Origin of the sequence: Priestia megaterium NBRC 15308 = ATCC 14581 (assembly GCF_000832985.1) — a bacterium.
Classification (GTDB): Bacteria; Bacillota; Bacilli; order Bacillales; family Bacillaceae_H; genus Priestia; species Priestia megaterium.
In genome coordinates this window covers 2,061,017-2,076,730 of record NZ_CP009920.1, presented here as the reverse complement: position 1 = coordinate 2,076,730, position 15,714 = coordinate 2,061,017, and the positions used below count along the sequence as shown (strand labels likewise).

The 15,714-nt window shown below is 39.3% G+C and carries 13 protein-coding genes; 11 read left to right on the top strand and 2 right to left on the bottom strand.

What is annotated here, in order from left to right; genetic code table 11:
- Positions 1-231: 231 nt before the first annotated feature.
- On the bottom strand, positions 232-2,040 hold the full coding sequence (cstA, locus tag BG04_RS11235; RefSeq protein WP_013085534.1) for a carbon starvation protein CstA: 1,809 nt from the start codon (positions 2,038-2,040) through the stop codon (positions 232-234).
- Positions 2,041-2,283: 243 nt separating this feature from the next.
- Here cstA and proB point away from each other — a divergent pair, with 243 nt between their 5' ends.
- The 3 genes from proB (at position 2,284) to BG04_RS31335 (ending at position 4,626) form a co-directional block, all read left to right on the top strand.
- A complete protein-coding gene (proB, locus tag BG04_RS11230; protein WP_034648195.1) occupies positions 2,284-3,117 on the top strand; it encodes a glutamate 5-kinase in 834 nt (277 codons plus the stop codon).
- A complete protein-coding gene (locus BG04_RS11225; RefSeq protein WP_034648197.1) occupies positions 3,114-4,358 on the top strand; it encodes a glutamate-5-semialdehyde dehydrogenase in 1,245 nt (414 codons plus the stop codon). The genes proB and BG04_RS11225 overlap by 4 nt, the downstream gene beginning before the upstream one ends.
- A 130-nt stretch (positions 4,359-4,488) precedes the next feature.
- Complete coding sequence (locus BG04_RS31335; protein ID WP_162837675.1) at positions 4,489-4,626, top strand: hypothetical protein; 138 nt, start codon at positions 4,489-4,491, stop codon at positions 4,624-4,626.
- Between the two features lie 72 nt (positions 4,627-4,698).
- Here BG04_RS31335 and BG04_RS11220 read toward each other — a convergent pair whose 3' ends face one another.
- Positions 4,699-6,084 (bottom strand): sugar porter family MFS transporter, encoded by a 1,386-nt coding sequence (locus tag BG04_RS11220; RefSeq protein WP_034648199.1) that lies wholly within the window; start codon positions 6,082-6,084, stop codon positions 4,699-4,701.
- A 189-nt stretch (positions 6,085-6,273) separates the two neighbouring features.
- Here BG04_RS11220 and BG04_RS11215 point away from each other — a divergent pair, with 189 nt between their 5' ends.
- From BG04_RS11215 to cydC, 8 genes are all read left to right on the top strand, one after another.
- Positions 6,274-7,050, top strand: coding sequence for an alpha/beta hydrolase (locus BG04_RS11215; RefSeq protein ID WP_034648201.1), 777 nt, complete (start codon positions 6,274-6,276; stop codon positions 7,048-7,050).
- A gap of 95 nt (positions 7,051-7,145) precedes the next feature.
- The gene (locus tag BG04_RS11210; RefSeq protein ID WP_034648203.1) at positions 7,146-8,156 is read left to right on the top strand and encodes a LacI family DNA-binding transcriptional regulator; all 1,011 of its coding nucleotides are present in this window, start codon (positions 7,146-7,148) and stop codon (positions 8,154-8,156) included.
- Between the two features lie 144 nt (positions 8,157-8,300).
- Entirely contained in the window at positions 8,301-9,062 is a 762-nt protein-coding gene (locus tag BG04_RS11205; protein ID WP_016765969.1) for a threonine/serine exporter family protein, read from the top strand.
- A 14-nt stretch (positions 9,063-9,076) separates the two neighbouring features.
- A complete protein-coding gene (locus BG04_RS11200; protein WP_013059882.1) occupies positions 9,077-9,532 on the top strand; it encodes a threonine/serine exporter family protein in 456 nt (151 codons plus the stop codon).
- 301 nt (positions 9,533-9,833) lie between these two features.
- Positions 9,834-11,240, top strand: coding sequence for a cytochrome ubiquinol oxidase subunit I (locus BG04_RS11195; protein WP_034648205.1), 1,407 nt, complete (start codon positions 9,834-9,836; stop codon positions 11,238-11,240).
- Positions 11,227-12,243, top strand: coding sequence for a cytochrome d ubiquinol oxidase subunit II (cydB, locus tag BG04_RS11190; RefSeq protein WP_034648207.1), 1,017 nt, complete (start codon positions 11,227-11,229; stop codon positions 12,241-12,243). The genes BG04_RS11195 and cydB overlap by 14 nt, the downstream gene beginning before the upstream one ends.
- Entirely contained in the window at positions 12,243-13,955 is a 1,713-nt protein-coding gene (gene cydD / locus BG04_RS11185) for a thiol reductant ABC exporter subunit CydD (RefSeq protein WP_034648208.1), read from the top strand. The genes cydB and cydD overlap by 1 nt, the downstream gene beginning before the upstream one ends.
- A complete protein-coding gene (cydC, locus tag BG04_RS11180) occupies positions 13,952-15,700 on the top strand; it encodes a thiol reductant ABC exporter subunit CydC (RefSeq protein WP_051975554.1) in 1,749 nt (582 codons plus the stop codon). Before cydD ends, cydC begins: the two co-directional genes overlap by 4 nt.
- The last annotated feature ends 14 nt before the right edge of the window (positions 15,701-15,714 follow it).

Genomic DNA, 15,714 nt, shown 5'->3' with positions numbered 1-15,714 from the left:
AATAACATTTTTAAATAAAAAATCAATACTAAATTATAATTATTATAATTTAAAGTGTTAATTTTGAGATGTAGTCAATGGGGTATATAACATGTGAAGTGTACGAACTATTTAAAAAATTTTCTGTATAGTATATTTAGTTTAATAATAAAAATGCCTGGTGTGCAATTATTTTGACCGGCTATTACCATATTAAAAACACGCTTGCTTATATAAGCAAGCGTGTTCGTTTTATATATTTTGTGATAAGTTTGCTTTCGCTGCCAGTTCAGCCTGAGGCGTGCGCCAAAGCTGCGTCCATTTTTGAATCGCAGCAATCATAATAATGAGACCGAGTATAAGCATGATGATTGAAAGAGTCGCATTTAATATGCTGTAACCTGCCGCAGCTTCATTTAAATAGACATTCTTAACCATCCAATAACCTGCGTAGTTAACCGTTACGTAAAGGTAGGCTAGTGGAATAAGGCAAGTAAGCATATAGGAGCGTTTATCTGCAATTCTAAGAATAACGGTTGCTCCAATAATTAAACCAATAGAGGCCATTAACTGATTCGATACGCCGAACAGCGCCCAAACTGAGCCAATATCTCCTGAGAACAATAAGTACCCCCACATAAAACAGGCTAGGGCGCTTGCAAAAATGGACCCCGGAAGCCAGTCTACTCGCTTCAATGGCTTATAAAATTCACCGAAAAAGTCTTGAATTAAATAGCGGGAAACGCGTGTACCCGCGTCGATAGCAGTTAAAATAAACACTGCTTCAAACATAATGACGAATTGGAAAAAGTAAGAAGACAGGTGGCTGAACCAAGGAATTTCCGTGAAGATATATGTCATTCCTACGGCCAGTGTAACAGCGCCGCCTGTACGGCCTTCTAAGTTTAGACCAATCTCTTGGCTAAGCTGAGGAAGAGCTGTCACGTTCATGCCGAGCGTTTTGAACACTTCAGGTGTAGAGTTGATTGCAAAATAGTCTCCAGGATGTAAAGCTGTTGCGGCAATTAATGCCATAATTCCTACCAAGCATTCGACTAACATCGCCCCGAAGCCTACAACTTTAATGTCACTCCAACGGTCGAGCATCTTAGGGGTTGTCCCTGAACCAACAAATGCATGGAAGCCGGAAATAGCACCGCAGGCGATCGTAATGGAAATGAACGGCCACACAGGTCCTGCTAAAATAGGGCCGCCTCCGTGAATAAATTCAGTAACTGCAGGAAATGGAATTGCTGGATTTACGAAAAACACGCCTACAATCAGCGCGATAAAGACACCAATTTTCATAAAGCTGCTTAAATAATCTCGAGGTGCTAAAAGCAGCCAAACGGGTAAGGCCGCTGCGAAAAATGCATAAACGGGAAGAATAATTGAAAGTGTTTTAATATCTAGCGTTAAAAAATCTCCTAAAGCTGTTCCTTGAATATAAGGACCGCTAAATACGGCGATTAAAATTAAAATGAAGCCGACAGTAGAAGCCGCTTTTAAATTACCGGTTTTTTTGTGGTAAATACCTACCCCCATTGCGATCGGAATCGTAATTCCAACAGCGAATGTACCCCAAGGATTTTTCTCAAGTGCGTGTAGCACGACCATAGATAAACCGGCCATTGTGATGGTAATGATAAAAAGCATAGCTAAACCTGTACAAAAACCAGCGACAGGTCCTAGCTCTTTTTTAGCCACTTCGGAAAGCGACTGGCCTTTTTGGCGCATAGATGCAAATAACACAACCGCATCGTGAACGGCTCCTCCGATTACAGCTCCTATTAAAAGCCAGAGCAGTCCGGGCAAATAGCCAAACTGAGCTGCTAAAATAGGTCCAACAAGCGGACCTGCAGCTGCAATAGCTGCAAAGTGATGACCAAATGTTACCCATCGGTTGGTTGGCACATAATCTTTCCCATCTTCAAGTTCATGTGCTGGCGTTTTTTGCGAATCGTTTAGTTTCAAGACCTTAACAGCCATGAATGTTCCGTATAGCCGATACGCAATCATTAAAATACAGATAGATCCAATAACAATCGTAACCGCATTCATTAAAAATCCCCCTATCCCTTAGTTGTCTGATGTTTGTACTACTACACAACGTTATGTAATTGTGTGTTCCCCTTACAACTTTCATTATAAAAGAAGAAAGCGCTTTTATCACCAGTTTTTCCCTTAATTATTTAAAAAATTAGAAAGTTCAAATTCCCTTTAAAAAACTATAAGACTTTTCGCATAATCTCTGCTATAATTTTTAAAAAAATTAGTACGCATTTAGGTGTTTTAGTTAGGGAGATGAAAAGAGTGAACCATCGTCAAGAGTTACAAAATAGCAAGCGTATTGTAGTCAAAGTAGGGACATCTACGTTGACCTATGATAATGGAGATATTAACTTAGCACGCATTGAAAAACTAGCGTGTGTTTTATCTGATTTAATGAATGCAGGAAAAGAAGTTGTGCTTGTTACATCAGGTGCCGTTCAAGTGGGAGTAAAAAAACTAAAGTTAAAGGAAAAGCCAACTTCTATTCGAGAAAAACAAGCAGCGGCCTCTGTCGGGCAATGTGAGCTTATGCATATCTATAGTAAATTCTTTGGTGAGTACAGCCACATCGTTGGTCAAGTACTGTTAACGAAGGATGTAATCGAAGATGAACATGTGCGCAATAACGTTGTGAACACGTTTGAAAAATTAATTGAAGACAAAGTAATTCCTATTGTGAATGAAAACGATACGGTTGCAATCGATGAAATTGAAAACATCGTGCGTTTTGGAGATAACGATAATTTATCTGCCATTGTTTCAGTTTTGATTCACGCAGATTTACTTGTTATTTTATCTGATATTGACGGTTTCTTTGATTCAGATCCCACAAAAAACCCTAACTCTAAATTAATGAAAGTAATAGATGGCATCACACCGGAGCTTGAGAATTTTGCTGGAGATAGCGGAACGGATGTTGGAACAGGCGGAATGGTCACAAAGCTTACCGCTGCTAAAACAGCTACAAGTGCAGGCGTGAGCTTAATCTTAGCAAATGGTAAAGAACCAAGTATTTTGCGAGATATTATTGAAGGCCAAGAAATTGGAACGTTATTCTTAAAACAAGCTGAAGGAGTAATGAAATGAGTGAATTGCAGCTTAAAGGAAAGCAGGCAAAAGAAGCCTCTTATTTCTTAGGAAATGTAACGAGCGAACAAAAACAGCAGGCACTTTATAAAATGGCGGCTGCTCTATTGGATCAACAAGAGGCGATTTTAAAAGCAAATAAATTAGACGTAGAAAAAGCCATTCAAAAAGGCACGTCAAAAGCGATGTTGGATCGTCTATCTTTAAATGAAGAGCGGATTCACGGAATGGCAGACGGCCTGCGCCAAGTAGCTGCGCTTGCAGATCCGGTAGGAGAAGTGCTGTCTATGGCGAAGCGACCAAATGGCTTACAAATTGGACAGCAGCGTGTACCTATTGGTGTCATAGGAATTATTTATGAAGCGCGTCCAAACGTTACGTGTGATGCAACAGGCTTATGCTTAAAAGCAGGAAATGCAGTTATTTTGCGCGGAGGTAGCGAGGCGTTTTATTCGAATCAAGCGATTGTTTCTGTATTATCTCAAGCTGCGGCAAGTGCAGGGTTGCCTGAGCATAGCGTACAGCTTATTGAAAATACGTCGAGAGAAACAGCACTGGAGTTAATGAAATTAAATGAATATATCGATGTATTAATTCCTCGAGGCGGTGCTGGTTTAATTGAAGCGGTGGTAAAAAATGCAACGGTTCCCGTTATTGAGACAGGAACTGGGAACTGCCACATTTATGTTGATGAAGAATATGACGGTGACATGGCGGCCAATATTGTCATTAATGCAAAAACATCTCGTCCAGCAGTGTGTAACTCAGCCGAAAAGCTGCTTATCCATAAACGAGCGGCTCATGAATTTTTGCCGATTATTGTTCAAGCGCTACGAGAGAAAGATGTAGAAGTACGCGGTGATGAACGTGCGGTAACAATCGTTCCAGATCTTGTTCCCGCAGGGGATGAGGATTGGAAGAAAGAATACTTGGATTTCATCATGGCGGTTAAAATCGTAGATGATATCGATGAAGCGATTTCCCATATTAATGTTCATAGTTCACATCATTCTGAAGCGATTGTCACAACAAATTATGCCCATGCTCAGCGTTTTTTACAGCGCGTTAATTCAGCCGCTGTTTATGTGAATGCTTCAACGAGGTTTACAGACGGAGAAGAGTTTGGTTTCGGGGCAGAAATCGGAATTAGTACACAAAAGCTTCATGCGCGTGGACCGATGGGATTAAAAGAATTAACAACGCTAAAATATATTATTTACGGAGATGGACAAATTCGATAAAAAAGAAGAGGCTGGGACGAAAATATTTTAGACAAAGTAAAAACGAACCATTGATCAAAATTTTTGATTAGTGGTTCGTTTTTTTTGTTAGGATGAACATAGTTTTCATTTGTTTAGATTCTTCTAGTAGTTGATTGGAGAGCGAGACGAAGGATCCTGCGGGAAAAGCGGAACAGATGAGACCCCGCAGGAGCGCAAGCGACAAGGAGGCTCAGCGGCCGCCCGCGGAAAGCGAAGTCTTGCACGGAAATCAACTACGGTGTCATAAGCCGTTTAGCTCATGTATCCCATTTGTTCGTCTTTAGATTGGACTCATTTGGTTATATCCCAACCTCTTCTTTTACTTCCACATATGTTCAATTTCTTCAAGTGACTTTCCTTTTGTTTCCGGAACCCACTTCCATATAAACAAAAATGAAGCGAGACACATAACCATAAAGAATAAAAATGTAAAAGATCCTCCAGCTTTGTTCCAAAGGATAGGGAAAAACTGAGATACAAACCAATTAGCTACCCACAAGAAAAACGTAGAAATAGACATTGCATAGCCTCTCGCGTGATTAGGAAAAATTTCAGAAATCACAACCCATACAACCGGTCCCATAGAAATATTAAAAAGAAATAAATAAAAAACAATAAGTAAACTAGTAGTCAACCCTTCAGTACCTTGAAAATGAAACCCAAAGGAAACGAGAAGCTGCGTAACGGCCATACCAGCTGTGCCAATAAGCAATAAAGCTTTGCGGCCAATCCGGTCGATAAGCCACATGGAACAAAGAACGCCTAAAAAGGCAGCCACACCAATCATAGACGTAACAAGGAGCGATAAATCTCCTCTAGCTCCAGCTGCTTCAAAAACTTGCGGGGCGTAATAAATAATGGCATTAATTCCGACAAGCTGTTGAAAGGCTGCAAGTAGAATACCCATAAGCAGCGCTTTTCGAAGACAGGCCTCTTTAAAAAGCGAAAGAGAAGCTGGTTGATTTTCTTTTAACGATTGCTCAATATGATACAGCTCTTGGCGTGCAATGTGTGTACCATTGATTTTAATTAAAATGTCCATAGCTTCTAAAGTGCGGTTTGCTTTTACCAGCCACCTCGGACTTTCAGGAACAGGAGAAAGAATAAGAAGAAATAAAAGAGCTGGAATACCAGAAGCACCGATAATGTAGCGCCATCCCGTGGAATTCTGCCAAGCGTCTTCCCCAATAGATAAAATGTAGTCATTTACAAAATAGACAGAAACAATCCCAACGGCAACAGCAAATTGGTATAGAGAGCCTAAGCGGCCACGCATGTGCGGAGGGGCTATTTCAGAAATATAGGTAATAGAAAGAACAGAAGCCATACCAATGCCTAGTCCTCCAATAATTCGAGAAATAATCACAAAAGAGATGGATGAAGATAGCGCTTGCATAATTGCGGATACGACAAATAAAGAAGCTGCTAAAAGTAAGATGCTTTTTCTACCGAATCGATCACTCAGTTTTCCCGAAGCAAGTACCCCAACGGCACCACCGAGCAGCAGACTAGATACAACAAAACCTACCATCGTTGGACTAAGATTAAAATGTACTTTCATCAACCCAATAGCTCCTGAAATGACGGCTGTGTCATAGCCGTAAAGCAACCCTCCAAAAGCAGCTGCACATGAAATGAAAATCACGAAAAATAGATTTCCTTTTTGCTCCTTATACTCGTCAGAAGTTACTTTTACTATCCCCATATAAATTCCTCCTTTGAATCACCGTCACTATTTCAATTAAAAAAACGTTATACGTAAAACGTTTTCATAAAAGATGTTTTTATGTTAAACTAAAAATTGTAAATAATCAAACTATTTTTCAACTTTTATATGAATTATGTACGTTTTGTTATCAACCAATAGGGAAGAAAAAATAGGGGGAAGAGAAATATGGCGTTTATGCAATGTGATTTTTTTTCAGAAGTATTGCAAATAAGTACTTCAATGAACGTTTTGATACCGCAGCAAACAAAATCTCAAATTGGTTTACAAACCAATACAAGAAGTGAGAAACACCCTACGCTCTATTTATTACACGGCCTTTCTGATGATCATACGATATGGATGAGAAGAACTTCGATTGAACGCTACGCATCAGAATTAGGACTTGCAGTTGTAATGCCAAATGTAGATCGCAGCTTTTATAGAGATATGGCTTATGGAAAGAAGTATTGGACGTTTGTAACAGAAGAACTTCCTCACTTGGCTAGATCATTCTTTCCGTTATCGGAAAAAAGAGAAGATAATTTTGTAGCTGGCCTTTCTATGGGAGGGTACGGCGCCTTAAAATGGGCGTTTCGCAAACCACATCAATTTTCTGCAGCTGCCAGTTTATCAGGAGTGATGGACGTTGAAGGGCTTGGAGGGCGAGGAGAAGTTCAGTTCTTAGATTATCCTTTGATTTTTGGCATGCCCCCTGTTATTAGACCTGAGGATGATCTTTTCTGGCTGCTTGAAAATCGCCGGCGCTATGGAGAAGTGACTCCGCGTATTTATCAATGCTGTGGAACGGAAGATTTTTTATATCAGGAAAATAAACGTTTTTCCGAGCGTTGTAAGCAAGAGGCTATTTGTTTTACATATGAAGAAGGAAAAGGAAGTCACGACTGGGCATATTGGGATCAAAAAATTCAAGATGTGTTGAAGTGGCTGTTTAGTGAAAAGTAGGGAAGGTAGTTTTCAGTGGTGCCGGCTTCTAGTAGTATAATAAAGAAAAATGTTTACTTGGTCGATAGACTAAAAGGAAATGGGAGTCGGTACGAATGGGGAGAAAAAAAGTCACGATTACAGAAGTAGCAAAAGAAGCGGGTGTTTCATTAGCTACGGTATCAAGAATCTTCAATAATAAAGAAGGTAAAATTAAAATTAGTGAAACAACTAAACAAAAAGTGCTAAAAGCAGCAGCTCATTTGGGGTATCAGACGAATCCATTTGCGGCAGCTCTTCGGGCCCAAAAAACAGGGATTATCGGGATATTAATTAGAGATTTAAAAGATCCGTTTCTAATTGAACTATTAAAAAAGGTACAGCAACAAGTCCAAAGTCGAGGGATGGACGTTCTTATTGGACACACGGATTACGAAGAAACAACGGCTGAGCGTCAATTAAATGTTATGATGAACCATTGGTTTGATGGGGTCATTTTATTAGACTATGTAGCTGCTCAGCATCCGTTTGTAGATGTATTAAAACAATATCAAACGCCTTACGTTTCTCTTACAGGAGACGCCTCTTCTGCACTTTGGCCGATTGTACATGTAGATGATGCGGTGGGAATGCAATTAGCTGTTGCTCACTTAACGGACCTTGGTCATAAGAATATAGGGTTCGTTGGAAAAGCTGTAAGCGGAGTCGAGCACCGTCTGTCTCTTTTTTATCAGTATGTACCGTCAGCAAACGCAAAGTTTGTGAAAGAAGATATGAATAACTCAGATGAACTATATCAGTTTATAAATGAGCTAGCTCATCATCCAGAGCCTCCAACTGCGCTTATTTGTGCTACGGATTACATCGCTCTGAAAGTGATACACTGTGCGTGGCAAAATGGGCTTCACGTTCCATCAGATTTGTCTGTTATAGGGTTTGATGATATTACTGAAGCTAGTGAAGCGCATCCTCCACTAACAACTATCCGTCAACCGATGGAAAAAATGGCTGAAAAAGCAGTAAACCTCTTACTTCAGCAAATTCAGGATCAGCAAGAAATAGATCAGATACAGTATAAAATGGCACCTATATTAGTAGAGCGCGAGACCACAAAACGTATGAATTGATAAGGAATGTATATACTATTCCTGAAAGTGTGAGACAAAAAGTCCACACTTTTTTACATTAACCATTGCGTCCACTTCCCTCTTTCTTATACACTGTATGCTGTAGGGGAAAAAACCAAGCTTTAATATGTTTGGAGCGATTTGATGACACAACAAAAATTAGATAAATATGAAATTATGGACGTTAGCTTACTAGCAGGTAAAATTATGTTAGAAAGCGGGGCAGAAACGTATCGAGTAGAAGACACAATGATGCGGATTGCAGCGTCTTACGGTATAAAAAAATCCCACAGCTATGTGACGCCAACAGGGATTATGTTTTCACTTGAAACGAAAGAACCGACGAAAACGAAGTTAATTCGTATTTCCGAACGAACGACAGATTTAAAAAAAGTAACCATGGTAAATAGCGTCTCAAGAACAATCAGTCAAGGAAACATCTCCTTGGAGGAAGCGTATGAAATGCTACAAGAAATTGAAGCAACAAACGTAGCTTTTCCACTATGGGTTCAACTTGCAGCTGCATCCATTTCTAGCGGATGCTTTTTAATCATGTTTCAAGGTTTATGGACGGACTTTATTCCAGCTATGTTTTCAGGAGGTCTCGGATTTTTAACCGTGGTGTATTTCCACCGCCTTATTCCGATTCGCTTTTTTGCTGAGTTTACCGCTTCGTTAGTTATTGGACTTTTATCAGCTCTTTTAGTCGCTTCAGGAGTAGGCACGCAAATTGATAAAATTATTATTGGATCCGTTATGCCACTCGTTCCTGGCTTATCCATTACCAATGCAGTGCGAGATTTAATGGCGGGACATTTACTGTCTGGATTATCAAAAGGAGCAGAAGCGTTTCTGACGGCATTCGCTATCGGTGCAGGTATTGCCATTGTATTTACACTTCTATAGAAGGGAGGCATCATATGCATATCGTAGAGCAGATAATTACAAGTTTTATTGCTTCAGCAGCATTTGGGATCATCTTTAATGTTCCACGTGAATCATTATTAAAAAGTGGCTTTGTCGGAATGATTGGCTGGCTCATTTACTATTTGCTAACGTTCTATGGCGTAGATGAAATTCCAAGCACAGTTGCATCGGCCTTCTTTATTGCTATTATTAGTCAAATTTACGCAAAAATTTATCGAACGCCGATCATTATTTTCACCGTAGCAGGTATTATTCCGCTAGTTCCGGGAGGAACAGCATACGATGCCATGCGTAACTTTGTAGAAAATAACTATAATGAAGCGATTAGTCTTGCAGCAAAAGCCTTTATGATTTCAGGTTCAATTGCCATTGGTATTGTGTTTTCTGAAGTCATCAACCAAATCATTCGTCAGTCTAAATTAAATGCCAAAGCAAAATATCGACCATAGAGAAGCAAGCTCAAATCAGAGCGTGCTTTTTTTATGAGAAAAATAAAGAGATCCTTCACTTTTTTGTCACAAGAAAGTCACGTTTTAGTCTAAAAACGTTCAAAAAATGCACGTGCACAGCTAAAAAAATAGACTATACTATGTAAATAGAAAGAGAGATATTACATATGTATGTGAAACAATGAGCATATCTCTCGAATTATTATGCTCAATGTTTCACAATGCAAGTAAAAGATGCTCAGAAATGAGCAAAGTATCTATGGAAATGATGAATGTTCTTATATATGAAAGGAGAAAGAAGATGGATACAGTTATACTATCACGTATTCAATTTGCATCAACGACGCTGTTTCATTTTATCTTTGTACCGCTATCTATCGGTCTTGTCTTTTTAGTAGCGATCATGGAAACGATGTACGTAGTAAAAAAAGATGAACAGTATAAAAAGATGGCAAAGTTTTGGGGGCACTTATTCCTGATTAACTTTGCTGTCGGAGTCGTAACAGGTATTTTACAAGAATTTCAGTTTGGCATGAACTGGTCAGAGTACTCAAGGTTTGTAGGAGATGTATTCGGTGCGCCGCTTGCTATTGAAGCACTGCTCGCGTTTTTTATGGAGTCCACTTTCCTTGGACTGTGGATTTTCGGGTGGGATCGTTTACCTAAATGGCTGCACTGTCTATGTATTTGGCTTGTTAGTCTAGGTACTATTTTTTCGGCGTTCTTTATTTTAACGGCTAATTCTTTTATGCAGCATCCGGTTGGAATGGAGCTGAATAATGGCCGTTTAGAAATGAATGACTTCTTTAAATTGCTAACAAACGGCCAGCTGTGGGTTGAATTCCCTCATACCATTTTAGGTTCGTTTGCAACAGGCGCCTTTTTTATCACGGGTGTCAGTGCCATTATGCTCTTGAAGAAAAAACATTTGGCTTTTGCCAAAAAATCATTTCAAGTTGCCATTATTGTAGGGTTAGTTTCAGGTGTAGGAATTGCATTATCTGGTCATGAACAGGCTGGATACTTAGTTAAAACACAGCCGATGAAAATGGCCGCAAGTGAAGGATTATGGGAAAACAGCGGAAGTCCAGGCGCTTGGACGGTGACAGCAAATATTCACCCCGATGAAAAGAAAAATACGGGGGAAATCAAAATACCTTATTTATTAAGCTTCTTATCATACGGGAAATTTTCAGGTTCCGTTCCTGGGATGAACGAGCTGCAGGAGCGGTATACGGCGAAATATGGAGCAGGAAATTATATTCCACCCGTTCGGACAACATTTTGGAGTTTCCGCATTATGGCTGGTCTAGGTGGCGTATTATGTGCATTAGGCATTTGGGGCACGTACTTGCTTTCTCGTAAAAAACTTCAAGAAAGCAAACTATTTTTACGTATTATGACGATTGCCATTGCCTTTCCGTTCCTGGGAAGCTCAGCAGGTTGGATTATGACAGAGATTGGCCGTCAGCCTTGGGTTGTATTTGGCTATATGAAAACGGAAGATGCCGTGTCTCCTGGTGTAACAGCAGGTGAATTGCTGTTTTCTATTATCTCGTTTTCGTTCTTTTATTTAATTTTAGCTGTGATTATGGTGTTCTTGTTCGTTAAAGAAATTAAAAAAGGTCCAGATCATGATCATGAAGCACATACAAAAGTAGTATCAACTGATCCATTTACAAAGGAGGGATACAATGTTTTCTCTTAATGAATTCTGGTATTTACTAGTATCCATTCTTTTTGTTGGTTTTATCTTTTTAGAAGGCTTTGATTTTGGGATTGGAATGGTGTCTCGTTTTTTAGGAAGAAACGACTTAGAGCGACGAGCTTTTATTAATACAATCGGTCCTTTTTGGGATGCAAATGAAGTTTGGCTAATTTCAGCAATCGGTGCTATGTTTGCCGCTTTTCCAAACTGGTATGCAACGCTATTAAGCGGGTCATATGTTCTTTTTGTTTTTCTTTTGCTTTCCCTTATCGGACGCGGTGTAGCATTTGAATTTCGAGGAAAAGTTGAAAAACAAGCGTGGAAAAATGCATGGGATTGGGTTATCTTCTTTGGAAGTCTTTTTCCACCGCTCATTTTTGGTATCTTATTTTCAGCGCTAATGAAAGGACTGCCTGTTGAGCGCAACATGCAAATGAATGCCGGCTTTTCGGATATTGTTAATCTATATACCATCACAGGCGGTGTTACGTTAACAATGCTTTGCTTATGGCACGGACTTATTTTTGCCACGATCCGGACGATGGACGATATTAGAGATCGTTCAAGGAAGGTCGCTATGAAGCTTTTGCCTATAAATGCTTTATTACTTCTTATCTTTTCAGGCATGACGTTTTTTGAAACGGATTTATTCAGTAATCATAGCCGCTTGATGCTATATACATTTTTCATCGGTATTTTCGTGTATTTACTAGCAGGATTTTTCCTTACACGTAAAAAAGACGGATGGGCATTTGCTATGTCTGGCTTAATTTTAATTTTATCAATTTCCTCTATATTTGCAGGATTGTTTCCAACAGTTTTGGTTAGTTCAATCAATCAAAGCTATAGTTTAACGATTCATAATGCAGCATCAGGGAATTATTCCTTAAAAATTATGTCTTACGCTGCTATTGCATTACTGCCTTTTGTGTTAGGTTATCAAATTTGGAGCTACTACGTTTTCAGAAAACGTGTAGATCATAAGGAGCATATGGAGTATTAATGGGTAGAAATTTAATGGTTTACAACGGAATAAAAATGGTTCTTGCCATGTTAATAGGGCTTATTACTATTCAAAGTGTAGCCATTATTTTTCAAGCTAAGTGGCTCGCCGAAGTAGTTACCGCTCTTTTTCATGGTGAAAGTTTAACTTCGCAGACAAAAGCAATCGGATTGTTTTTGTCTGCCTTTATGATTCGTCAGATCGTAGGTTTTATAGTAAAAAAAACAGCATATCAATTTGGAGTCAAAAAGACTCAGGAACTTCGTTTGATAGTCATGCAAAGCATTTTTTCATTAGGACCGCGTTTTACCAAAGATGAAGGAACAGGAAACTTGGTGACGCTCATCACCACAGGCCTACAGAAGCTTCGTGCTTATCTCGAGCTGTTTTTGCCTAAACTGGCTGCCATTAGCGTAACACCTTGGCTGGTTCTTGCTTTCGTTTGGTACCATGATCGGCTTTCAGGCATTATTTTACTTGTGACCATGCCAATTTTAATTTTATTTATGATTTTGCTCGGACTGGCTGCACAAAAAAAAATAGATAGCCAATGGGAGACATATCACGTGTTGTCCAATCACTTTGTAGACTCGCTTCGAGGGTTAGAAACGTTAACATTTCTCGGGAAAAGTAAGGAGCATGCTGAAACGATTGAAAGAGTCAGTGACCGTTATCGAAAAGCGACAATGGGAACGCTCCGAATTGCTTTTTTATCTACGTTTGCTTTAGATTTCTTTACGATGTTATCTGTAGCCATCGTGGCTGTTATGCTTGGTTTGCGGCTCGTAAACGGGTCTATGACATTAGAGCCTGCACTTATGATTTTATTGCTGGCGCCTGAATATTTCCTGCCGATACGAGAAGTCGGAAATGATTACCATGCAACATTAGACGGAAAAGAATCCGGAGATGCATTACTTAAGATTGTGAAGCAGGCTGAAAAATCGCCGGCTAAAAAAGAAGATGTTCCTAGTTGGACTGAAAACAGTGAACTTCAATTAAGGCATATCACTGTAAAATATGACGAAGAGCATCCACCTTCTCTTGAAGATGTGTCACTGCATGTTAAAGGAATGAAGAAAATTGGAATCATCGGAAAAAGCGGAGCTGGAAAATCGACGCTTATTGATATACTAAGCGGCTTTGTACAATCTACAGAAGGCTCTGCTGAAGTAAACGGCGTACCAATTGATTTACGCTCAGATGCTTGGCAAAAGCAGATTACGTATATCCCACAGCACCCATTTATTTTTAATGGAACAGTAAAAGAAAATATTGAATTTTATCAAGACAGAGGCGGCTCATATGATTATGAAGATGCTTTAACGAAAGCAGGACTTTTATCAACGGTTCAACAGATGCCTAAGAAGGAAAATGAAATGATAGGGGATGGGGGACGACAGCTTAGCGGCGGCCAAGCTCAAAGGATTGCTCTAGCAAGGGCATTTCTAAGCGACCGTCCTATTATTATGCTTGATGAACCAACGGCACAAGTTGATATTGAAACGGAATATGAATTAAAGCAAGATATTTTAACGATGTTCCAGGATAAGTTATTTATTTTAGCTACGCACCGTCTGCATTGGATGAAAGAAATGGATCTCATTGTTGTAATAGAGGACGGAAAGGTTGCAGAAATCGGTAATCATCAAGAACTGATTCAAAAAAAAGGAGCTTACTATCAATTTTTACATGAAGAGGAGGAGATATGATGAAATATAAAAGTTGGATATGGCCCTACTTTAAAACATATAAATATCGTATCTTTTCTATCTTATTACTAAGCTTGTTAACGATTGGTTCTGCTTGCGCGCTAATGTTCACGTCAGGTTATTTGATTTCAGCTTCTTCCTTACGGCCAGAAACGATTTTATTGGTGTATGTTCCAATTGTACTTGTGCGTACATTTGGTTTAAGCCGAGCCGCTTTCCGTTATGCGGAGCGTCTTGTCAGTCACGATTTTATTCTTCGCATTTTAGCTAAAATGCGTACGCGTCTTTATCATTTGATTGAACCGTTAATTGCTACATCTCGCTATCAAACAGGAGATGTTTTAGGAGTTCTCGCGGAAGATATTGAAAGTTTACAAGACTTGTTCTTGCGTACCATTCTTCCAACAATTTCAGCTGTTATTTTATACGTTATTTCGATTGTAGCGTTAGGATTCTTTAGCCTAAAGTTTGCATGTTTGATTGCCCTCTATTTATTTTTATTAGTAGTAGTAATGCCGCTTTTTTCCCTTTGGCATATGAAGGCAGCCAATCAGCGATATAAATCAAGCAAAGCACAGTTATATGCCAAGGTCACAGACGGCTTTTTAGGAGTTGCTGATTGGGTGTTAAGCGGTCAGCAGCAGTCATTTTTTCATTCGTATGACAAAACAGAAAATGAGTTAGACGGCATGGGTCGCAAGCTTAAACTATGGACGTATTACCGAGAATTGTTTGGACAACTTATTGTAGCAGGTTTAATTGTCACAATGATTTGGTTTGGAGCTTCTCTTTTTGCAGATAAAGAGCTTGCAGGTGTGTTTATTGCTGCTTTTATTTTAGTAGTATTTCCTTTATCTGAAGCGCTGCTGCCAGTATCCAATGCAGTAGAAAAGATTCCTCAGTTTGAAGAATCATTAAATAGAGTACAGGAAATGGAAAAGAACTGGGAATATGTGAACGAAAAGAAAAAACATACTCTTTCTCTACCTTATAAAGGTTCATGGAATTCGGTTAGATTAAAAGTTGAGCATGTAAGCTTTCGCTATAGTAATGAGGAGGATTCAGTCATTCATGATCTTTCATTTCAAGTCGAGCAAGGGAAAAAAATTGCGATTCTTGGCAAGAGTGGAGCTGGAAAATCGACTCTATTAAAGTTGCTGCAAGGCTCCTTAACACCTACAGAGGGCACAGTTCAACTAAACGGTCAGTCTGTTGCTGAATTTCGTGAAGATGTACCAAAACTCATCTCTGTATTAAATCAAAATCCTTATTTATTTAATACAAGCGTAGCCAACAATTTATTACTAGCTAATGAAGAGGCCACAAAAGAAGAAGTAATTGAGGCCATGAAGCAAGTGAATATGCACTCCCTTGTGGAAGGTTTGCACCAAGGATATCAAACGCCGATGCTCGAAACAGGTCAGCGCTTCTCGGGAGGAGAACGTCAGCGGATTGCGTTAGCACGTGTTCTGCTTCAGCATACACCAATTGTTATGCTAGATGAGCCAACTGCAGGGTTGGATGCTATGACTGAAAAGCGTTTGTTATCCACTATCTTTGAAACTCTTCAAGATAAAACCTTAATTTGGGTTACGCACAATTTAGTTGGGATGGAAAAAATGGATGAAATCTTATTTTTGCAAGATGGTAAGATAGCCATTCGAGGAAGGCATGATGAATTACTTGCGACGAACAGTCACTATCAAAAGCTATATGAATTGGATCATCCGGCAAAAAGCCTTTAGCAGAAGCTAAAGGT

Bases quoted from the DNA above. Each gene is read 5' to 3' on its own strand.
- cstA (WP_013085534.1), bottom strand. From the start codon at position 2,040: ATGAATGCGGTTACGATTGTTATTGGATCTATCTGTATTTTAATGATT.
- proB (WP_034648195.1), top strand. From the start codon at position 2,284: ATGAAAAGAGTGAACCATCGTCAAGAGTTACAAAATAGCAAGCGTATT.
- BG04_RS11225 (WP_034648197.1), top strand. From the start codon at position 3,114: ATGAGTGAATTGCAGCTTAAAGGAAAGCAGGCAAAAGAAGCCTCTTAT.
- BG04_RS11220 (WP_034648199.1), bottom strand. From the start codon at position 6,084: ATGGGGATAGTAAAAGTAACTTCTGACGAGTATAAGGAGCAAAAAGGA.
- BG04_RS11215 (WP_034648201.1), top strand. From the start codon at position 6,274: ATGGCGTTTATGCAATGTGATTTTTTTTCAGAAGTATTGCAAATAAGT.
- BG04_RS11210 (WP_034648203.1), top strand. From the start codon at position 7,146: ATGGGGAGAAAAAAAGTCACGATTACAGAAGTAGCAAAAGAAGCGGGT.
- BG04_RS11205 (WP_016765969.1), top strand. From the start codon at position 8,301: ATGACACAACAAAAATTAGATAAATATGAAATTATGGACGTTAGCTTA.
- BG04_RS11200 (WP_013059882.1), top strand. From the start codon at position 9,077: ATGCATATCGTAGAGCAGATAATTACAAGTTTTATTGCTTCAGCAGCA.
- BG04_RS11195 (WP_034648205.1), top strand. From the start codon at position 9,834: ATGGATACAGTTATACTATCACGTATTCAATTTGCATCAACGACGCTG.
- cydB (WP_034648207.1), top strand. From the start codon at position 11,227: ATGTTTTCTCTTAATGAATTCTGGTATTTACTAGTATCCATTCTTTTT.
- cydD (WP_034648208.1), top strand. From the start codon at position 12,243: ATGGGTAGAAATTTAATGGTTTACAACGGAATAAAAATGGTTCTTGCC.
- cydC (WP_051975554.1), top strand. From the start codon at position 13,952: ATGATGAAATATAAAAGTTGGATATGGCCCTACTTTAAAACATATAAA.